This is a genomic window from Actinomadura sp. DC4 (assembly GCF_030406325.1).
Taxonomy (GTDB): Bacteria; Actinomycetota; Actinomycetes; order Streptosporangiales; family Streptosporangiaceae; genus Actinoallomurus.
Genome location: NZ_JAUEQY010000055.1, coordinates 1 through 19,624, shown reverse-complemented (window position 1 = coordinate 19,624; position 19,624 = coordinate 1). Strand labels below are relative to the sequence as shown.

Sequence of the window (19,624 nt, the reverse complement as noted above, 5' to 3'; positions counted from 1 at the left end):
ACCAGGAGCATCCTCCGATGCAGGTCGACCCACGAGGGCAACGCTTCAGTGCGATCCTCACGTCACTTGTTCTGATCGTCGTCTTGGTGACCAGCAGCTGGCCGCTGCTGGTGGCACAGACCGTCGTGTTCGCCTTGGGAGCCGTGTTCGGTCTCCGGAGCGCGCCGTACGGCCTGATCTACCAGGTTCTCGTCCGTCCGCGGCTCGGTCCTCCCAAGGAGCTCGAGCCTGAGGCGCCGCCCCGCTTCGCGCAGGGGGTGGGTACGGCGTTCGCCCTGGTGGGAGTGCTCGGTTACACCCTGGGGATTCCGGCTCTGGGTATGACCGCCACAGCGTTCGCGCTGATCGCGGCCGTCCTCAACGCCGCCTTCGGGCTGTGCCTGGGCTGTGAGGCCTATCTGCTCATCCGCCGGCTCACCCCTAGGCGGGCCACGTCCTGACCAGGGCGTGACCCAATGCCGCGAGTGCCCGAAGACCGAACTGCCACTCCAACTGGGAGGACAACAGCATGAGCCGCTCCGACGTCCTGGTCGACGCCGACTGGGTGCAGGCGCACCTCGATGACCCCGGCATCGTCCTCGTCGAGGTAGACGAGGACACCAGCGCGTACGAGAAGGGCCACATCCGTGGCGCCGTCCGCGTCGACTGGAAGACCGAGCTGCAGGACCCGGTACGCCGCGACTTCGTGGACAAGACCGGCTTTGAGACCCTTCTCTCCGAGAAGGGCATCGCCAACGACGACCTCGTCGTCCTCTACGGCGGCAACAACAACTGGTTCGCCGCCTACGCGTACTGGTACTTCCGCCTCTACGGCCACCAGAACGTCAAGCTGCTGGACGGCGGCCGCAAGAAGTGGGAGCTGGACTCCCGCGACCTGGTCGAGGACGTCCCGTCCCGGCCGAAGACCTCCTACTCCGCCACGGAGCAGGACTCCTCGATCCGCGCCTTCCGCGAGGAGGTCGTCGAGGCGATCAGCAACAAGAACCTCGTCGACGTCCGCTCGCCCGACGAGTTCTCCGGCAAGCTGCTCGCGCCGGCGCACCTGCCGCAGGAGCAGGCGCAGCGCGGCGGTCACATCCCGACCGCCCGCAACATCCCCTGGTCCAAGGCGGCCAACGACGACGGCACGTTCCGCTCCGACGAGGAGCTGCGGAAGCTTTACGAAGAGGCGGGCGTTGACCTGTCGAAGGCGACGATCGCCTACTGCCGCATCGGCGAGCGTTCATCGCACACCTGGTTCGCCCTGCACGAGCTGCTGGGCCTGCCGGACGTGAAGAACTACGACGGATCATGGACCGAGTACGGATCGCTCGTCGGCGTGCCGATCGAGCTTGGGGAGGCGAAATGACGGACGGCTGCGGGGCTCCGGCTCAGACGGCGAGCCTGCCCGCCACGGTGGACCTGGCCAACGAGGCGGTCATCCAGGGCACCGTCGAACGCGGAGGCACCGTCGTGCCCGGCGCGTACGCACGGCTGCTCGACTCGACCGGTGAGTTCACCGGCGAGGTCGTGACCAGCGACGAGGGCATCTTCCGCTTCTTCGCCGCACCGGGTGACTGGACCGTACGCGTCCTCGCGCCCGGCGGGGTCAGCATCGACTCCAACGTGACGGCCCAGACCGGCGAGATCGCCAACGTCAAGGTCGCGCTCTGACGAAGGCACCACCGGATCCCGCCGTCCCGCTGACGGGGCGGCGGGATCCGCGCTGTACGGGCAGCCCGTCCGTAGCGCCACGGCCAGGGCGGTGAGCCGTTACGATCGCGTACTGTGCTCCGTTTGTCCCCCGTGACGTTGCCGTGGACCACGCTCCGGCTGGCCGGGCGGTTCGCGGTGCCGCTCATGCTCTGGTTCACGATCGGCCAGGCGCTGCGCTACCTGCTGTTCCTCGGGGGATACCACTTCGGCCTGCACCACGTGACCGTGCCGATCCTCGTGATCGGCCTGATCGTGATGGTCTCGCTCGGCGTCACCGTGGCGATGCTGCACAGCGTCAAGGACGGCCTGCCCGCGGTGAAGAAGCGCGAGCTCAACGAGTCCCTGACCTCGTGGGCGGCGGCCGAAGAGGAGGGCATCCTCGACGCCCTCACCCGCGCGCTGCTGCCGTTCATGATCTTCTACCTGGCCTGGAACTGGTTCACCGACGACGCCAAGGCCTTCGAGCAGAGCGCGGCGGGCCGGGGCAACGCCCAGGGCGGCATCAGCGGCCAGCTCGACGCGATGAAGTCGATCATCGCGCTCGGCGACCATGTCTACGTCGCGATCGCGATCACCGCCGGGTTCCTTGCGCTGAAGTTCCTCGCCGAGCGCTGGATGGAGCCGAAGTGGTCGCGCGCCGGCGGCATCGCGGTCGCGTTCTGCGAGGTCAACTGGACCCTCTTCGGCCTCTTCACGGTGAACAAGGCCCGTGGCTCGTTCACGGACTGGCTGACGAACCGGGTCTTCTGGAGCTGGCTCGGCGACCTCACCGGCCCGGCGTTCGGCTGGTTCGACCTCCTGTGGCCCTCGTTCAAGGAGGCCGTGCTCGGCAGCCTGGTCTGGCTCGTGATCGCGGGTGTCGTCCTCGGGGTCGACGCCGACGAGGAGACCGCGTTCGGCGAGGGTAGGGTCGGGCGGCGGCTGCGGTCGGCCAGCGGCCTCGACCGCCCGCACACGCCGTGGGAGGTCATCACCCGTGAGTGGCGCGACAAGTGGCTGCCGACCTTCTACGGCTTCCGCATGGTGGTCCGCGCCGGACTGCTGCCCTTCGCGGTGTTCTGCGTGCTGTTCACCGGCCTGGACGACCTGGCGCCGCTCGCCCAGCGCGGCGCGTACGTCCTGCTCGGCCCGCACCCCATCGACTGGTGGATGATCCGGCTCGACACCATCGGCTTCGGCATCGACCTGGTCCACCAGATACTGCGCGTGTGCCTGATGGCCGCGGCGTTCGACCTCGTCGTGGCACGGGTCAGTGGGCGAACCTCAGAACCTGCGTCGGCGCCGCACCTCTCGACGCCACCAGCCCCCCGGGTCGCGCCTCCAGCACGACCGAGCTGACCAGGTGCGCCGGCACGTCGGCGGTGACGGTCACCTGGGCCACCGCGCCGACGGCGGGCGCGTTGTCCCGGTCCGTCGACCCGAACGCCGACCAGACGTGCCCGGCCTGGTCGCGCACCGTGAAGCCGAGCGTGCCGACGCCCTTGACCGCCGTGGCGTCGAGCGGCCTGGCCTGGACGACGAGCTTGACGGCCACCGCGCCGGCGATGTCGCTCTTCGGCGAGCCCGTCGCGTCGCGGCCGAGCAGGCGTAGCCGGATGTGCCCGAGCGTGCCGGTGCCGCCCCGGGGGACGACGGTGACCCGCTCGTGCGTCTGGTAGCCCCGCGACTGGTGCCGGTTGTCGACCCACTCGGCGGCGAGCAGCGAGGGGACGAGCACGACCACGGCGATCAGCTCGATCGCGCGGCGCCGGCCGTCGCTCATCCGCCGCCTGCGCACGACCGGGTCCGGCACGGTCTCCTCGAGAGGGTCCCGTACGGTCCATTCCATCGGGTCGTGGCTCATGGCGTCTTCAGGGTGTACGTCGTGGCCGGATGAGTGCTGAGCTGTGCCGCCCGGTCACCGCTCATGCCCAGGTCGATCGAGGTCTCCGCGCTGAGCTGGTTGAGGAAGGCCGACTCGCCGATGATCAGCCGCGCGCCGGCGAGGCGGTCCCTGGGGAGCTCGAAGATGTACGTCGCGGGCGCCCACAGCATCGGCTGGTAGTCGTCGGTGGTGCTCGGCAGCGCGGCCCGGCCGCTCTCGTCGTAGGACAGGCCGCCTCCGGTGACGAGCCGGACGTGACCGGGCTGGAACGGCTTGTGGTTGCTCTTGATGTTCGCGTGCACGATCAGGAAGAGGCCGATGCTCGGCGTGACCTCGGGCCCAGAGAACGACGACGCCTTGGTGAGTGAGCGCGCCACGTCGACCCGGTCGACCTTGACGCTGAAGACGCGGTTGTCGACGACCGAACCGAGGCGGCCGCTGCTGGTGATCGGATTCTGCTCCCCGGCCTCGATGTGCGGCTTGAAGGTGTACAGCCACATCGCCAGCGCCATCAGGCCCGCGGTCAGCACGCCGGCGACGACCTTCCGTCCCACGCTCACGACGTCGCCCCCAGGCGTACCGGAACGGCCACCTCGGCCTTGACCGGCGACTGCTTCGTCACGCTCCAGTAGTACTCGTCCGTGGTGAAGCTCTGGCCGTACTCCCACGTGCGCAGGGCCACGGTCGCCGTACGCGGCGCGGCGGAGTTCCCGAGCACCCACACGAGCTGGACCACGACCGGCAGCCGCGGGTGGATCGTGCTGACGACGGCGCTGCCGGCGTAGCCCTGCGAGCGGATCCAGTCGGGCGCGACGTACTTTCCGTGCTGAGGCTCGGCGGAGACGCCGCTCATGAAGGAGGAGATGCCGAAGGACTTGTCGCCGAGGTTCGTGACGCGCATCCGTACGACCAGGAGGTTCGCGGGCGTGTCGAAGGTGTTGATCTTCATCTGGCCGGCGCGCGCGTCCATGATCTGGACGTCGAACAGGCCCTGGCCTACGATGCTTCCCGGCTTGGCGGCGACCGGCCCGTTCGGCTGCGCCTTCAGCCCGCCCGCGGCCCACGTGACCGCGGTCAGGACGACGAGGCCCGCCACGATCACGAGCAGCACCTTCGGCCTGCGCCGGGATGCCGCGTGAGAGGGGGGAGCTTCGGCCACGGGCACGATCGTAACGGGCGATCCGCCGCTTCGATGGAGATAAGACCTGTTGCGGGCGCCATCGCGGGATGCCCGGCCGGCGCTCGCCGTACTATGACGACCGGACCACGCCATCACCACTTGGGGGAGTGCGACCGCATGGCCGCTGCAGGCGCCGTTCAGATCGCCTACCGGTCGGGAGCCGCCGCGGGCCCGCTGGGCCGCTTCGCGCTAACGGTGGGGCCGGACGGCGGCGCCCGGCTCGAACACCGGGGCGTGACCGGCCTCCGGGTCTGGACGGCGCGGATCGAGCGGGCGGTGTGGTCCCGGCTGGCCGATGACCTGGAGCGATCCGGCTTCCCGGCGATCGAGCCCGCGCCGGTGCCGCCGGGCGACCCGCTCCGCGAGCTGACCGTCGAACCTCTCGGAGCCCTGTCCTTCGGCTGGGACGACCCCGCGCTCGGCGCGGTCTTCCGCGTCCTCGACGCGCTCGTCCGTCAGGTCGGCGGCGGAGCGCTCCGGTCCACCGCCGACGAGCTTCCCGACCTCGTGCACGACCGCGCGCGGGAGGCCGAAGTGGCCGAGCCCGCGAGCGTCGAGTCGGGCGCGGCGGCGTTCGGCACGGTCGAGGGCCGTCCCGCCGCCGTCGTCGTGGGGGACGAGGTACGGATCTTCGCGCTCCCGGACCGTACGCCGCTGGGCGCCGCGATCCCCGGCCGTACGCCGGCCCGCGCGGCGGCCCTCGGCCGCGACCTGCTCGCCACGGCCGGCGACGACCGGGTGATCCGCGTACGCGACGCGCGTACGGGTGAGGTGCTGCACGCCAGGACGGGGCCGGGCGCCCCGGTCGCCGGGGTGGCGGCGGCCGAGGCCGGCGGGCGGGCACTCGTGCTCGCGGCGGCCGGCGGCGAGGTGCGCCTGTGGGCCGGGGGAGACGCCGCCGACCTCGGGGCGCGCTCGGTGTACGACGGCGCGCTCACGAGCGTCCGCCACGCCCGCGTCGGCGACCGCGACCTCATCTGCGCCGGCGGCGACGATGGGAACGTCCGCCTCTGGGACGCCGAGGGAGGACCCGCGACCACGCTGCGCGGCCACACCGGCTGGGTCAACGCCGTCGCCCTGACCGGCGACACCGTGGCCTCCGGTGGCGCGGACCGGGTCGTACGACTGTGGGACCCGGTCGGGGGAGGCGAACGCCACGCCCTGACCGGGCACACCGGCAGCGTCACCGGCGTGGCGCTGTCGCCCGGCGGGCTGGTCGCCTCGTGCTCGCTTGACGGCACCGTACGCACCTGGGACGCGGCGACCGGCGAGCCGCTGGCCGTCCGGCCGGCGGACAGCGGCTGGCTCACCGACGTCGCCTTCGTCCGCACGGGCGAGGGACCGGCCGTCGTCACCGCCGGAGAGGACGGCTCCGTGCGGCTGTGGGAGGCCGTCAGCGGCGCGCCGATCGCCACGCTGACCTCGGGGTCGGTACCCACCGGTGTGGCCACGACCACGGCCGGCGGCCGCTGGGTCGTCGCCGCGGGCCACAAGGACGGCTCGCTGCGCGTCTGGAACGACGGGACGCTCGCCCGGACGATCCCCGGCACGGACGGCGCGGTCACCTCGGTCGCGTTCGGGCCCGGCGGGCTCATCTCCGGCACGGACGACGGCACCGTACGGGTCCACGACGTCGGCGACGGCCGCGAACTCCAGGTCCTGACCCCGCACACCGCGCCGGTGCTCGCCCTGGCGCTCGACGGCGACCTCCTCGTCTCCGGCGGCGCGGACGGCGCCGTGCGCACCTGGGACGCGCCGTCCGGCGCGCCGCTGGCCCGGCTGCGCGGCCACCTCGCGGGCGTCACGGCGGTGGCGACGGGCCGTACGGGCGAGCGTGTGGTGATCGCCTCCGCCGGCTACGACCGGGTGGTGCGCACGTGGGACGCCGCGACCGGCGGGCCACTGCTGGCGATCCACGGCCACACCCATCCGGTGTTCGCGCTGGCGTTCGGCGAGGGCCTGCTGGCCTCGGCGAGCTACGACGGCGTCGTACGGGTCTGGGAGCCCGCCACCGGCGCCCAGGTCGCGCTCCTGCCGGGCAACGACGGCCCGGTCCGCGCGATGCGCTTCGAGGGGAACTCCCTGGCGGTCGCCACCGAGGACGGCACCGTACGCGTGTGGCGCCTGCCGGAGGGCGAGCTCACCGACGAGGCCAAGGTCGCCCAGACGCCACTGGCGGTGTCGTTCTCCGAGGGCCGCCCGTGGGTGGCCGGAGACCAGGGACCGGAGCCCGTCTAGGACACGGTCAGCTCGGTCAGTCCGCTCGCGCCGGCGACGTAGAGGGTGTCGGGGGGCGCGGAGGAGATCGCCAGCGGGGGGTCGGGCAGGGTCGTCTCGTGGAGGGTCTCGCCGTCCGGCAGGCGCCGGCCGTGCACGGTGCCGTCGTCGTAGCCCACCTCGAGCACCCTGGTCTCCTCGCCGGCCGCGTGGGCGTGCAGGGCGCGGACCCCGGCGCCGGCGCCGGGCAGGGTGACGAGCGGCTCGCCCGTACCCGCGTCCCAGACCGTCACCGTGCCGTCGCGGTGTCCGGCGGCGAGCAGAGTGCGGTCGCCGAGCGCGGTGAAAAGGAGCCTGCACGCCGGCGACGCCGGGCCGCGCAGCGTCAGCAGCGGGCGGCCGGTCACCGGCTCCCACGTGCGCACGGTGCCGTCGGCGCCGGCGGAGGCGATCACGTGTCGCCCCGCCGCCGCGGCCGTGATCTCCCCGTCGTGCCCGTGCAGCCGCCGCAGCGGCACGCCCGTGAGGGCGTCCCAGGTGCGTACGGTGCGGTCGGCACCGGCGGACACCAGGATGCCGCCCGAGCCCTCCGAGGCCAGGTCCAGGGCGACGATCTCGTCCGTGTGCGGGGTCAGGGCCTGTGTCTCGGCACCGGTGACCGCGTCGTGAATCCGCACGGCGCCGGTGTCGGTGCCGCAGACCAGCACCGGATGGCCCTGGGCGGTGCCGAACGCCACCGAGATGATCGCGCCGTCGCCGGTCTCCAGGGCCTGGAGCGGCGTGCCGTCGGCGGCGTCCCAGAGCCGGACGGCACCGTCCTGGTGCCCGACGGCGACGACGGAGCGGTCCTCGACGCGAGCAACGGCGACCGCGCACGCTCCCGGACCGGCGGAATTCAGTGTGCGCAGAACCGAGCCGGTGGCCGCGTCCCGTACGCACACGGCGCCGTCGGCGGTGTGGACGACCACGGTGCGGCCGTCGACCGGCGCGGTCACGAGGGCGGCCGGCCAGTCGCCGGCGGGCGCCGAGTAAAGAGGGGTTCCGGTCGTCACGTCCCAGGCCCGTACAGAGCCGTCCAGCGCGCAGGACACCACGGCGGGGCGCCCGGCCAGGACGACGAACGCCAGCCCGGTCACCCCCGTGGTGTGGCCGGTGAGGGCCTGCAGCTCGTCGCCGGTCGCCAGGTCCCACACGCGTACGGTCCGGTCGGCGCCGGCGGAGGCCACCAGGCCCTGGTCGCCGAGGCCGAGCATCGCGACGGACGCGACCCATCCGGCGTGGCCGCGGAGGGAGCGGACGCTGGTGCCATCGCCGACGTTCCACACCCGGACGACGCCGTCGTCCCCGCCCGCCGCGACGAGGTCGAGGTCGGCGACCCGGGCGGAACAGACGTCGTTGAAGGCGCCCTCCCAGCCCGTGATGGCGCCCAGCTCCGCGCCGTCGCCGGTGCGCCAGATCCACACGTGACCGTCGGAGCCGACGGCGAAGGCCACGTCGCGCGCGCCGGTCGCCACCGCGCGGATCGGGCCCACCGGGCCGCCCCGTGCGTGGATCTCGCTGCCGGTGCCGACGTCCCAGGCCCTGATCACACCGTCGTCCCCGCCGGCGGCGAGCACCTCGCGCGCGCCCACCCGGCCCAGCGCGATCGCGTGCGCCGGCCGGCCCGCGGTGGTCGAGCGGCCCAGTGGCTCGCCGCCCGGCACGCCGAAGACGGCGAACGTCCGGTCCGCCTCCGCCAGTACGTAGCCGGGCCGTCCGCGTACGGTCCCGAAGGCCGCGGCGCCGTCGGTGGCGGCCTCCGGCTCCGGGCCCTCCGTGACGGTCTCGTGCGTCACCCACGGCAGAGCGTTCGGGGTCGACCGGATCGCGCCTCCGCTCACCTGGCGTACGAGGGCGTCGAGGACGGTGAGGGACGCGGCGGTCTCCCGGGTCACCGAGAACGACGCGTCCGGCCACTCCTCGGCCGGGGGCGCCTCCAGCGCGCTCGTCAGGCGGTCCCACACGGCGGTCTCCACCCGCGCGGTCCAGGCGCGCGCGTCAGTCTCCAGGTGCGCGCCGCCGTCCGCCCACACGGTCAACGCCGAATCGTCGTCCGGGGCGTAATGAATTCGTGGCGTCCCCGGAGCGCCGGCATTGTGCGAGCCTGGCATGGGATACACTTCCTTTATCATTCAAGCGTCAATTCGTGGGTCGGATCGCTGCCTGACCTGCCAACCATACCAGTGGAATCGCCGCTGCTGTAGCTCACGTTGACTTTCTCAACGGAGGGGATATGTGGGAAGAGCAGTTTTACAGGCTGTCGCTCGAGGCCTCTCGGCAACAGGGCCTCATTACGTCGGCGCAGGCGAAAAAGATGGGCGTCGATGAGCAGGCTCTCGCGCATCTTGGGCAGGCCGCTCTCGTCACCGAATTGGACTGGGGCGTTCATCAGCTCGTCGGCAGCCCGCTCGGCCCGATGCACGCCTTTCCCTACGCCGCCTGGCTGGCGATCGCGCCGGACCTCTTCCGGTGGGAGCGCCCGGCGCGGCCCGAACGCGACGCGGTCCTGTCCCACCGGTCGGCCGGGCAGCTGCACGGCCTCACGGGCGTGGGCCGCTCGATCGTCTTCACCGCGCCGGCCGGCCGCGTCGCGCCCCGCGCCACGACGATTCACGTGTCGTCCCTGCGTGAGGACGAGGTGATGTCCGTACGAGGCGTCCCCGTGACGACGCCTCACCGGACGATCCTCGACATCCTGGCCGACTTCGCCGAGCACGCGGAGGTGCAGCGGGCGCTCACCTCGGCCGTCCAGCAGGACCTCGTCGGCCTGCGCGCGATCCACGCGGACCTGGCCGCGGTGGCGGAGCGGTACGGCTTCCCGGCGACCGGCCCGGAATTCGTGCACTACTTTCTGCCGGACGTCGAGCCCCGATCGCTCTCGCCGCGCAACCTGAGAGATTATGCGGCACTGGTGCTCCCCGACGAGGTCGCCCAGGTGCGGCATAAAGTCGCTCCGGCGCTGGACGACGCGAAATCCGACGACGAACTCGGCCTGGAAATCGCCGCGGAAATCGTCGGAAGAATTCGGTGGAACGCGTAGCGTTCATCTCTTTTCTGGCGTGGGAGTCGGTTCTTCCGGATAAAGATCACGCCATAGCCGCCGGAGAAACTCCGCCGCGCCGCCGTCGCCGTACTGCACCTCACGGTAAAGCGCCTCCTCCGGCACTTCCTCCGGATGCGTGAGAGCCCGGCGCAGCTCCTCCTTGAAAAGCGCCATCGGTGCGTCGTTCGCGCGCCCCGCGAGCCGGCGCAGGGCGCCGTACGCCTCCTCGTCGGCCTCCGGGTGGCAGTAGGTGCCGGTCACCCCGAACAGCGTGGCGTACCGCTCAGGCATCGGTCACCTCCCGCGGTCCGGGCTCGACGAACATCGTGGTGATCTCGTACCCGTTCCCCTCGGCGTTCGCGGTGAAGAAGAACTCCACGGTGGCGAACCGGAAGGTCGAGACCGGCGTGGCGACGGGCTCGGGCACGTCCGGGACGCGGCCCTCGCGGTGGGCGTTCACCCACGCGGCCCGGTTGTCCCAGGCGGTCTGCAGGCTGCCGTCGACCGGCTCCAGCCGGAACCCGGCGCAGTAGAGGTGACCGTCGGGGCCGAGCAGGTCGCTCAGCGGGATGGACACCCGGCCCGGCCGTGAGTCCGGGTCGTAGGGAGCGTCCAGCGCGCGTCGTACGTCCGGATGCTCGACGGCACGTGCGTAGGCGGCGGCGAAGGCCACCGGGTCCGTGATCGCCGTCGCGGTGTCGGGGCAGCGGTGGACGCGGTCGGCGAACGCGTCGACCGCCCGCGCGCGGTCGGCCGGGTCGAGCTGGGCCGGATCCTCCAGGTGGGTGACGCGACGCTCGAGCAGCGCCTCGTCGGCGAAGGGGCCATGACGTTCGAGGATGTGCCCCTTGGCCTGGTCGACCACCGCGTAGACCCGCTGCACGGCCGGGTCGTGGCCCAGGGCGTCGGCGAGCCACGGGCGGTCGGCGGCGTGCGCCCGGATGTGGTCGGCGGCCTCGCCCGCGGACATGTCCGGCAGCTCGCCGGCCCGGTGCGGGTCGAACCCGTCCAGCACCTCGCGGGCGGTCGGATGCCCGCCGGCGACCGGCGTGTCCAGCCGGTCCGCGTACGGCGGGTGCCCGGCGGCGTCGGCGAGCCCCGTTCCGTGGGCGTCCGGCGGGGTGTACGGCCTGATGTTGTGGTCCGGGGCCTGTGGCGCGACCACCTCCGCGATGGCCTCGCGCAGGTCGTCGATCTCGTGCGGCTCGAGCCTGAAGCGCCGTAGGTCCTCCACCACCCGTTGACGGAACTCGGGGGTGTCGAAGAGCCCCTTCAGCGTCTGTGCGACGAAGTCGCGGCGCTCGTGCGGCGCGGCGCCGTACGCCTCGGAGATCTTCGCCAGGTCGGGGGGATTCAGGTAGGGGTCGGTGTGCAACAGGAAGTACGGGTGCGTGACCGCGACGCCGTCGTACTCATAGTCGAGATGGAAGTCCGGCTCCAGCACGCCGTCGAGCGTGAGGCGGATGGCCTGCCACTTCCGGCCGGCCTCCTCCGGCGTGGCCGCGTCGCTGCGCACCCAGTGGTGGAGCTGTTCGGCGAAGTACCGGCTCTTGGCCCAGTCGCGCTCGGTCCAGGCGCTCCACTTGCTGGCGTCCATTCCGGCGCTGCGGCCGAGCCGCTTCGGCCAGCCGTCGATCTCACCGGTGCTGACCAGGCGGTTGATGCGGTCCGCGGTCACGCCGACCTTCGCCAGGTCATAGACGGCCACGGGGCGCGAACGCCGGTTGGTCGGGTCGGGCAGGTCGGGTCCGAACAGCACCCGCTTCATCTGGGAGAGCGGCGCGGGACGCGTGTCGCCCGTGCCGCGGAACGCCGAGACCGGCCGGGCGGAGGCGTCGAAGACCGGGTTGCCGTCCCCGCCGATGAGCGTCTCGGTACGGCCGTACTCCCATGGCTGCCAGTAGAGCTGCCAGCGGTTGCCCTTGTTGCCGTCGTGCTCGCGAGCCTCGAAGTACACCGTCGGCACGCCCAGCATTGCGGGCAGTTCGAGCGCCCCGCTCTCGACGCCGATCTGCACGATGTCGGACTCGGCGTTCAACCGGTGGAAGAACAGGCCCTGCTCGCCGAGGCTCAGCGGCGTCCCGCCGTTCCGCGCGGCATCCCAGAACTTCACGAGCGTGTGGGCGTCGACGCCGTCGAGCACCCCTTCGTCGTCCCACTGCTCGCGGAGCTCGGGGCGGCGCGCGAACAGGTCGTCGCCCAGCAGGACGATCCGCCGGTCGGGGTCGTTCGCGCGCAGCGTCTCGATGGTCTGCCGCACGATCTCCGGGCGCGTGTCCAGGTGCGGGCCGTGCCGCCCGCCCACGGGCTGGTTCCGCGTGTCGCGGATCCACAGGAGCGCGTACTTCTTGCGCGCCGCGGGAGCGCCGTCCCCGGTCCGGTCGCCGGGGCGCGCGTTCGCCTCGTGGAGGCGGTCGATCACGTCCTGGGCGCGGGCCTCACGAGCGGTGGCGGCCGTCTCGTCCCGGCCGCGCATCGCGTCGACCATGGCCTGCCGCGCCTCTTCCGGAGCGCTCCGGATGGCGTCCAGGGCGTGCAGGTGGGAACGCGTCCACCGGGTCTCGCTGTAGTGGTGGCCCTGGCTGGCGTCGGCGTGGGCCAGCCTGATCCGGCTCGGGTCGACGCCGTAGTCGATCAGCTTGTCGCGCAGGCCCAGGGCGTCCCTGAGCGGCTGGGCGTGGATGTCGATGAGGTCGCCGGTGATCTCGGCGTGGTCGATGCCGTGGGTCGGCAGGCCCTTGGAGCTGCGCCACATCGCGACGGCGTTGGCCTGGACGGCCGTGACGCCGCGCGGCGGCCGGTCCAGGTACGCGACGTGGTTCTGGTGGGCCTCCCAGCGGAAGGTGTTCCACGTACGGTGGGGCCGGTAGGCGATCTCGATCGTCGTCCCCGGGTCCACCATGAGCGCCGTGACGTGGCTGTAGATCTCACCGCTCTGGTAGGCGTAGATCCGCAGGTTCTTGCTGTCCATGCTGTGCACGGGGGTCAGCTCGTACCCCGCCTCGGCCATGATTTGCCGCTGCACGAACTGCAGCTTGGCCTCGATCGGCAGGTCCGTCCGCGCCTTGAGCTCGGCGAGCTGGGCGTCCAGGCTGTGCGGCCGACCGTCGTGGGCGGCCAGGCCGTCCCACTTGTCGATCATCGCCTGCTCGGCGTAGTGCGTCGAGGGCTCGCCGTGCCCGGTGGCCTCGACCCGCCGTACGCCCGGTGTGTCGGGTGCCGGCCGCGGATGCGGGGCCGGGACGTGGACCGGCTGGTCCGCGTGCCCGGTGTCCATGTGCGGCGGCTCGCCCGGATCGACCCACCGGAGCCGGTGCGGGTCCCAGTGGCCGCGGGGCGGCTCGGGGCCCAGAAGCGGGTCGAGGAACGCGTGGGCCAGGGGGATGGCGTCACGCAGTGACTGCAGCGGCTGCCTCGGCGTGGAGAGCGCGAGCTGCTCGAACTTCGAATGCCAGTCGGGGTTGGGCACCTCGAACCGGTCCGGGATCAGCTGGGGTTCGCCCTGCTCGAGCCGCCAGGCCATCTCCTCGTGGAGCATCGCGTACGTGTCGGGGCCGTCCCAGCGCGTGTTGAGCGCCATGAGAAGGACGTCCGCCAGGTCCTGGACGCGGTACGGCAGGTCGCCGGCCGCGCAGGCGTAACGTCCCTCGCCGGTGTACTCACAGTTGACGCACTTGGTCTCGGCGTCCCGCCGGCCGTGGGCGTACATCCCGGCGACCTTGTGCGCGAGCGTGTCCTGCAGGGAGATGGCCCGCAGCTCGGGCAGGTGCGCGATGTGGTCGGGCTCGTTGACGTGGTCCGGGAACGGAATGACGTCCGGTTCCTTCCACATCCCCCGTGAGCGTTCCGTGGCGAGGTCGACGCTGAGGCGCATGACCTCCTTGTCGCCGAGCAGGACGAGGTGCTCGACCCGGACCCCCTCATTGCGGAGCTCGGTTCTGGAGTGCTCGACGAAACGCAGGTGGTCGCCGAAGTCCCGGCCGAGCGCCGCCTTGTAGGTCGACGCCATGTGGTCCGGGTCCGTGCTGCCCGACAGGCGGACGAGGTCGATGTCGGAGCTGGGCCGGGCGTCGGGGTAGCGGGCGAGCATCGACTGCCCGCCCTTCAGCATCCAGTCGTGGGGGTCGGCCTCGAAGATGCGGGCCAGCGCGCGCTGGATGACGAACTGCTGCAGCACCTCGGGCTCTGACCTTCCCTGACGCTGTGCCTCGACGCGCACGATGTCGAGAAGCTCCCGCCGGAACGTCTCGATGGCGTCGCTGTCGTAGGGCCGGGCGTCGGCGGGCTCGTCATCGGCCGGCGGGAAGTGCCGCTGGTCCGCCGAGTGCTGGTGGGCGGCGTACGGGTCGCGCGCCGCGTTTCGCTCCTCCTCGACGATCTCGTGGACCGCGCGGAGGGTCGCCTCCGCGCTCGGCAGGGTGCCGAGCCGGTCCGCCGCCGCCCGGCGCAGGGCCTCGTGGGGCGGCTCGAGCGCGCGCCGGCCGCCCATGTCCCGCAGGTGCTCGGCGAGCCAGGTCAGTCCCTCGACGTCGTGCGGCGCCGGATCCAGGCCGAGCGCGTCGCGGGCGAGGTCGTGCAGGACCTCGGCATGGGGGAGGGCACCGTCCGGGGCCGCCCCGAGAACGTCCGCGAGATGTCGCAGTCCGCGCAGGTCGGCGGTGCGGAACGAGAAGTCGGGCGCGGTCTCGTACAGCCGCCGGGCGGCGTCCGTGAGCGCCTCGGTGTAGCGCAGGTGGCCGAGCGTCATCTCACCCGGCGGGACGTCGTCGCCGAACAGGGCGTCCATCCGGTCGAGCAGCATCGCGTGCTCGATCGGGTCCCGGCCCTCCGGCGGGAACACCGGTCGGCCGTCCTCGTGCGTACGGCCGGCCAGGTCACGTACGTGGTCCGGCAGGTTGCGCGAGATGTCCGGGTTGCCGCGTGGCGCCGCGTGCTCGGCGGGCACCGCCGGACGCGCCTCCCCGCGTGCCTCCCCGGTGGCGTGGGCGGCGGCGTCGTGCAGCGCGACGAAGTGCCGGTCGCGGAGGCCGGCGAGACCGGGCACGGCGTTGCCGTTGTGGTCGATGACGAGGTCGTGGTCCGCCCAGAAGCGGCGGCCGCTGCCCATCGCGCTGGCGTCGCGGGCCACCCCGGGCGCGGTGAGCGTCTCGGCGCCGGCGCTGCCGTCGATGTACTCATGCTCCAGGCCGAGGTGGTGACCCAGCTCGTGGACGACGACGACCGGATCCATGTCGGCGTACAGCCGGAGCATGCCGGGCCGTTCGCCGGGCAGCGTGCCGTTGCCCGGCAGCAGCCGTACGACGTCGTCTCCCGCCGGTGGCGGCACCTCTTCGAACTCGACGCGCAGGTGGGGCTGGGAGCCGTCGGGCATCCGGTGCTGGTGGTTGAAGCCCAGGTCGGCGGCGTCGAGGATGTTCGACTGCGCGCGCATGACGTCGTGCGGCGTCATCGACGGGTCGGCCTGGAAACGGAGCTTGAGCGTGAACTCGGTGACGGTTCGTACGGGATGGTCCGTGCTGGTCACGCTGAGCCGCCGCACCTCGACCGTCGAGGCGCTCTCGAACGCGTGCTCGCGGGTGAGCGGGGCGGCCTCCGCGGAGCCGCGGAGATGGGCCCACTGGGAGGCGTGCAGCGCCTCGCCCTCGGCGAGCGTGTTCGAGTGCTCACCACGGAGTACACCGAGTGCCGCGGCGTCGTGTGTGGGCAGCAGCGGCGTACGGGTGTCGGGGTTCAGATCGGTGCTGCGGACGTGGTGCACCTCGTGCGCAGCGCCTGCCGCGACCGGCCGCGCCTGTGGCGGGTGTTCGGCGTGTGTTCCCTCGGAGACGGGCGTCCCGGCGGTGCCGTCCACCTCGCGCAGATGGATGGTGCGCCCACCGTCCGGCCGGTCCTCGACGTGGGTGACCTCGAAGGGGGTGTCGCGACGGAAGTGCACCTCATGGTCGAGGACGTGCTCGGTGATCGCGGGGCCGACGAGCCGTCCGGTCCGCGACTCGATCACGAACTCGGTGTTGCCGTGGAACTGCTCGTGCGGGTTGCCCGAGGCGATGACGTATCCGGCCTCGCGGACCACCTCGCCCGGCCGGTACCGCGCCTGCCGCGCCGGGTCGAGGTCGACGACCCGGTGCACCGGCCCCTCGTACGTGGGCATCCGCTCCAGCACCGTGTCGTGCGTACGGACCTGCTCGGTGTACGGGGCCAGCGCGTCCTCGTGGCCTCCGTACAGCGCCTCGTTGATCGGCCGGTGGTCGGACTGGGCGAACAGCCGGGAGGAGACGAGGTCCTCGGTGGGGATCCGCTGGTAGGCGCCCTGCCAGGGGCCATCCGCATGGCGGTGGACGTTCGCGGTCGCCGCCTCGACGGTCTCCGCGCCGTGCCGGCCGGCGAGCTCGCGGGTGACGTCATACCCCGGCGCGTCCGGCTGACCGTGGGAGACCCCGGCCGCGGGCGGTGGATCGTCGTGCCTGCCGTTGAGCACGTCCGCGATGTGCGACGTCGGGGCGGGGGCGCCGTGCTGGGACCCGGGGTGGAGGTTGAAGAAGGTCTCCGGCAGCGGGTCGGCCTCGCGGAGCGTGCGGGGCAGCGGCTCCTCCACGTTGACGAGCTCGCGCAGGTAGACCCGTTTGCCGCCGGGGATCTCCTCGGAGTCGAGGACGAGGAAGTGGCGGTCCGGAGTGAAGATCACCTCACGTTCCTGCGGCCGTGCGTGCAGGTGCGGGGCGACGATCCGGCCGGTCCGGGACTCGATGACGTACTCGATGTTCCCGCCGACCTTGAGCTTCGGGTCGTCGGAGGAGCTGATGAACGAGGGCTCGCGGAGGACCGTCCCCGGCCGGTACACGTCGAGGTGGTGGAGCTGGTGCGGCTCGAGGTAGATCCGGCGGAAGACCAGCCCGCTGTGCTGCGGCATCTCGTTGAGGGCCGAGACCATGCCCTTGATCACGGGGGCGAAGTGCTCGAGGGCGGCGAGGTCGCCCGTGCGCATCGCGCCGTTCAGCTCCTCGCTGGTCGTGTAGTAGTGCAGCGCGACCTGGTCCTCGATCGGGATGCGGCGGAGGATGGGGTCCCAGCCGACGTCCGGGCGGCCATGAGGGTGCCCCGCGTCGAGCCGGGCCTGCGTCCGCCACAGGTCGTGCTTCAGCTCCTCGAACCGCTCTTCGCCGAAGTGGTCCCGGATCGCCTGCCGGTCCTCGGGCGTGCTGTGGAAGTCCGGGCCGAGGTCGTCCAGGCCGAGATGCCGCAGGCCGGCTTCGTGCGCGGCCGACGCGGCATGGGCGGCGTCATGGGCGGCGGAATGCTCGCCCGCGAGGACATCGAGCATCGGAGCCCGGTGGCCCGGTGCTGGACGGTGGGAGGAGACGTCCGGCGGGTCCGGCCACCCGAACCGGTCGATCAGATCCTGCCGCCGGGCGATCAGCCGGTCCTTGAGAAGCGCCGCCTCGTGAGGGGGGAGGTCCATGCGGTCGACCGCCTCGCGTATCACGCGGTCGTTGACCGACATGATCTTGGAGACGCCCGACTTGAGGTGGGCATCGGTGACGCCCTCGAAGACCTTGGCGGCGTGGGGGTTCACCGAGGGGTCGCGCATGGAGTCGATCTCGCCGACGTGGTCGGTGAAACCGTCCCCTTTGGGATCACCCATGGCCTTGTACAACAGCGCCCCGCCGGCATCGGCCGGCACGGGGTCGTCCCCAACCGTGATCACATTCTCGAAGTTCCGCCCGACGACGTCGCGGTCGGCCAGCCAGGCGGTGGCCACGAAATGGTCATGGAGCTTGGCGAGATACGCCGGATCGTCCAGCCGGGGCGGCAGATCACTGACGCCGTCGATGATCCTGGATTGGACGCCCAGGTGCTTGTCGCCGAAATGACCGTTCAGGTCGACCAGCCTGACCTCGGGCACCGGTACGCCGGCCAGCCGGTACAGCTCGTTGGCCAGTACCTCGTTCTTGGCGTGCAGGTCCGACGCAGGAGCCTTGACGTACCACCTGACCCCGTCCGGGTCGACGAACGTTCCGCCGGGATTGGTGCCGCGCTGGTCGCCGATCTGGACGTAGCCGTCCATCCGCGCGGGCTGTGACGCCGTCGCGGCGTCCGGGGACGCGCCGTGCCCGTGGAACAGGTCGATCACCTGGGGGAGGCTGTCGGCGAGCGCGGGAAGCAGATCGCCGTTCCTCGCCATCTCCGCCAGCTCGTCGCGCGTGAACCACTTCGCCGCGCTGGTCTCGGCGCCGTCGACCCTGGGCTCGACCATTGTGGGGGAGTCGATCGCCATGGCCGTGTACGCCCACCCGTTGGGACCCTCCGTCCGGTGGAAGCCCTGGAGAGACAACGCGTCCAGGAAGTCCTGCCCGACCCCGATCTCCTCGGTCGTCTCCCGGGCGAAACCCTCGGGGGGCCGCTCCCGGCTGTTGAGGGCACCCCCGGGGAGCTGCCACTTGCCGACGTTCGACCGCATCGCCGGCCCGTTCTGCGCCAGCAGGTAGCGGTCCGTGCCGGTGCCGTCGATGTGCCTGATCAGGCCACCGGCGGCTCCGTGCCTGCCCCAGTGTCCAGGGGCGGCGTAGCCGTCACCGGACAGCCCCTGTTCGGTGAGGACGCGGAACGGCTTGGAGGACTCCCCCCTGACACCGGGGGTCGGACCGCCGGCCTCGCTGAGGTAGACGAGGTTCTGGCCGCCCTTCCGCTCGACGCCGAGCACCTTGAACTCCGTGTCGGGCCGGAAGATGATCTCGCGTTCGTGTCCGGCCTGGCTGAGCAGGGGGCCGATCTCCCGGCCGGTGCGGGACAGGACGACGAAGTGCGTGTTGCCCGGCAGCCTGCTGTGCAGGCCGGCGGAGGTGCTGGTGAAGGCCGGCTCCCGTACGACCTCGCCCGGCTTGTACCGGGCGAGCTGCTCGGGGGTCAGGTCGGCGCCGCGATGGGTCACGCCCTCGTACGCCGGCAGTTCGTCCAGCGCGGAGCGGAGCGCGTCGATGTGGGCGGCGTTCTCCGACAGCAGCCGGCCCGGTCCCTCGCGCAGGGCCAGGTTGATGTCGCGGTGCCAGCCGCCGGTGTAGGAGTGCACGGCGGCGAGGAGCTCTTCGGGGATTCGCCGGTAGACCTCGTGCCAGGGGGAGTCGGCGGGAAGCCGCCGCAGCTTGTACTCGAAGTCCTCGAGGAACCGCTGGTACGCCGGGTCGCTGAAGCTCTCACGGAAGTCGTGGCGGATCTGGTCGAGGGTGCGAGGAGCCTCGGCGTGCTGCGTGTGTCCCGTCGTACCCCGGCCGACGTCGACGGGCGCGACCACCACGTCGGGCGATCGCCCCGAGGCGCCGGACGGCCGTCCCGCGCCGTCGCGTACGGAGGCGCCGTCGCCGCCCGGCTGCTCGCCGCCGCGGTCGACCCGCTCGCCACCGTGACCGGGCTGTTCGCCGCCGCGGCCCGACTGCGGCGCGGCGTTGCCCTGGTCCGCGCGGATCCCGGGCTGGGTGCCTTTCGACTGGTCGGAGCGGGGGGTCGGCGAGTCCGCCGCCTGCTCGGGGCGCGGCTGCGCCGGTGCGGAACCGCGGCCGCCCTCGGCCGGCGGTGCCGCCGGGCCCGTGGC

Annotated in this window: 13 protein-coding genes; 7 read left to right on the top strand and 6 right to left on the bottom strand. The window is 72.2% G+C overall.

The genetic code is table 11. From position 1 onward, the window contains the following. Positions 1–17 precede the first annotated feature (17 nt). From QWU11_RS45750 to QWU11_RS45735, 4 genes are all read left to right on the top strand, one after another. Complete coding sequence (locus QWU11_RS45750) at positions 18–440, top strand: DUF4395 domain-containing protein (RefSeq protein ID WP_290120887.1); 423 nt, start codon at positions 18–20, stop codon at positions 438–440. 68 nt (positions 441–508) lie between these two features. Continuing rightward, a complete protein-coding gene (locus tag QWU11_RS45745) occupies positions 509–1,348 on the top strand; it encodes a sulfurtransferase (protein ID WP_290120886.1) in 840 nt (279 codons plus the stop codon). Continuing rightward, a complete protein-coding gene (locus tag QWU11_RS45740) occupies positions 1,345–1,653 on the top strand; it encodes a DUF1416 domain-containing protein (RefSeq protein WP_290120885.1) in 309 nt (102 codons plus the stop codon). Before QWU11_RS45745 ends, QWU11_RS45740 begins: the two co-directional genes overlap by 4 nt. 123 nt (positions 1,654–1,776) lie before the next feature. Continuing rightward, positions 1,777–3,033, top strand: coding sequence for a hypothetical protein (locus tag QWU11_RS45735; protein ID WP_290120884.1), 1,257 nt, complete (start codon positions 1,777–1,779; stop codon positions 3,031–3,033). On the opposite strand, the gene QWU11_RS45730 is transcribed toward QWU11_RS45735, so the two are convergent. From QWU11_RS45730 to QWU11_RS45720, 3 genes are read right to left on the bottom strand one after another with little or no spacing between them, the layout of a single operon-like run. Then, positions 2,945–3,538 carry a hypothetical protein gene (locus tag QWU11_RS45730; protein WP_290120883.1) on the bottom strand — a complete coding sequence of 198 codons (594 nt, stop codon included), beginning with the start codon at positions 3,536–3,538 and terminating at the stop codon, positions 2,945–2,947. The two genes, QWU11_RS45735 and QWU11_RS45730, sit on opposite strands and share 89 nt — an antisense overlap. Further along, positions 3,535–4,119: a hypothetical protein gene (locus QWU11_RS45725; RefSeq protein WP_290120882.1), complete on the bottom strand. Its 585-nt coding sequence runs from the start codon at positions 4,117–4,119 to the stop codon at positions 3,535–3,537. Before QWU11_RS45725 ends, QWU11_RS45730 begins: the two co-directional genes overlap by 4 nt. Next, positions 4,116–4,718 (bottom strand): hypothetical protein, encoded by a 603-nt coding sequence (locus QWU11_RS45720; RefSeq protein WP_290120881.1) that lies wholly within the window; start codon positions 4,716–4,718, stop codon positions 4,116–4,118. The genes QWU11_RS45725 and QWU11_RS45720 overlap by 4 nt, the downstream gene beginning before the upstream one ends. Before the next feature lie 138 nt (positions 4,719–4,856). Between QWU11_RS45720 and QWU11_RS45715 the strand changes: the two genes are divergently transcribed. Further along, entirely contained in the window at positions 4,857–6,977 is a 2,121-nt protein-coding gene (locus tag QWU11_RS45715) for a WD40 repeat domain-containing protein (RefSeq protein WP_290120880.1), read from the top strand. Here QWU11_RS45715 and QWU11_RS45710 read toward each other — a convergent pair. Beyond that, positions 6,974–9,028: a WD40 repeat domain-containing protein gene (locus QWU11_RS45710; RefSeq protein ID WP_290120905.1), complete on the bottom strand. Its 2,055-nt coding sequence runs from the start codon at positions 9,026–9,028 to the stop codon at positions 6,974–6,976. The genes QWU11_RS45715 and QWU11_RS45710 overlap by 4 nt on opposite strands. Positions 9,029–9,309: 281 nt before the next feature. Between QWU11_RS45710 and QWU11_RS45705 the strand changes: the two genes are divergently transcribed. Next, the gene (locus QWU11_RS45705) at positions 9,310–10,035 is read left to right on the top strand and encodes a hypothetical protein (protein WP_290120879.1); all 726 of its coding nucleotides are present in this window, start codon (positions 9,310–9,312) and stop codon (positions 10,033–10,035) included. Positions 10,036–10,038: 3 nt separating this feature from the next. Here QWU11_RS45705 and QWU11_RS45700 read toward each other — a convergent pair whose 3' ends face one another. Beyond that, positions 10,039–10,329: a hypothetical protein gene (locus QWU11_RS45700; RefSeq protein ID WP_290120878.1), complete on the bottom strand. Its 291-nt coding sequence runs from the start codon at positions 10,327–10,329 to the stop codon at positions 10,039–10,041. Beyond that, a complete protein-coding gene (locus tag QWU11_RS45695; RefSeq protein ID WP_290120877.1) occupies positions 10,322–19,330 on the bottom strand; it encodes an ADP-ribosyltransferase domain-containing protein in 9,009 nt (3,002 codons plus the stop codon). The genes QWU11_RS45700 and QWU11_RS45695 overlap by 8 nt, the downstream gene beginning before the upstream one ends. Between QWU11_RS45695 and QWU11_RS45690 the strand changes: the two genes are divergently transcribed. Then, the coding region (locus QWU11_RS45690) for a hypothetical protein (RefSeq protein WP_290120876.1) at positions 19,277–19,624 on the top strand (348 nt) is incomplete at its 3' end. The genes QWU11_RS45695 and QWU11_RS45690 overlap by 54 nt on opposite strands.

Bases quoted from the DNA above. Each gene is read 5' to 3' on its own strand.
- QWU11_RS45740 (WP_290120885.1), top strand. From the start codon at position 1,345: ATGACGGACGGCTGCGGGGCTCCGGCTCAGACGGCGAGCCTGCCCGCC.
- QWU11_RS45705 (WP_290120879.1), top strand. From the start codon at position 9,310: ATGGGCGTCGATGAGCAGGCTCTCGCGCATCTTGGGCAGGCCGCTCTC.
- QWU11_RS45730 (WP_290120883.1), bottom strand. From the start codon at position 3,538: ATGAGCCACGACCCGATGGAATGGACCGTACGGGACCCTCTCGAGGAG.
- QWU11_RS45750 (WP_290120887.1), top strand. From the start codon at position 18: ATGCAGGTCGACCCACGAGGGCAACGCTTCAGTGCGATCCTCACGTCA.
- QWU11_RS45700 (WP_290120878.1), bottom strand. From the start codon at position 10,329: ATGCCTGAGCGGTACGCCACGCTGTTCGGGGTGACCGGCACCTACTGC.
- QWU11_RS45745 (WP_290120886.1), top strand. From the start codon at position 509: ATGAGCCGCTCCGACGTCCTGGTCGACGCCGACTGGGTGCAGGCGCAC.
- QWU11_RS45715 (WP_290120880.1), top strand. From the start codon at position 4,857: ATGGCCGCTGCAGGCGCCGTTCAGATCGCCTACCGGTCGGGAGCCGCC.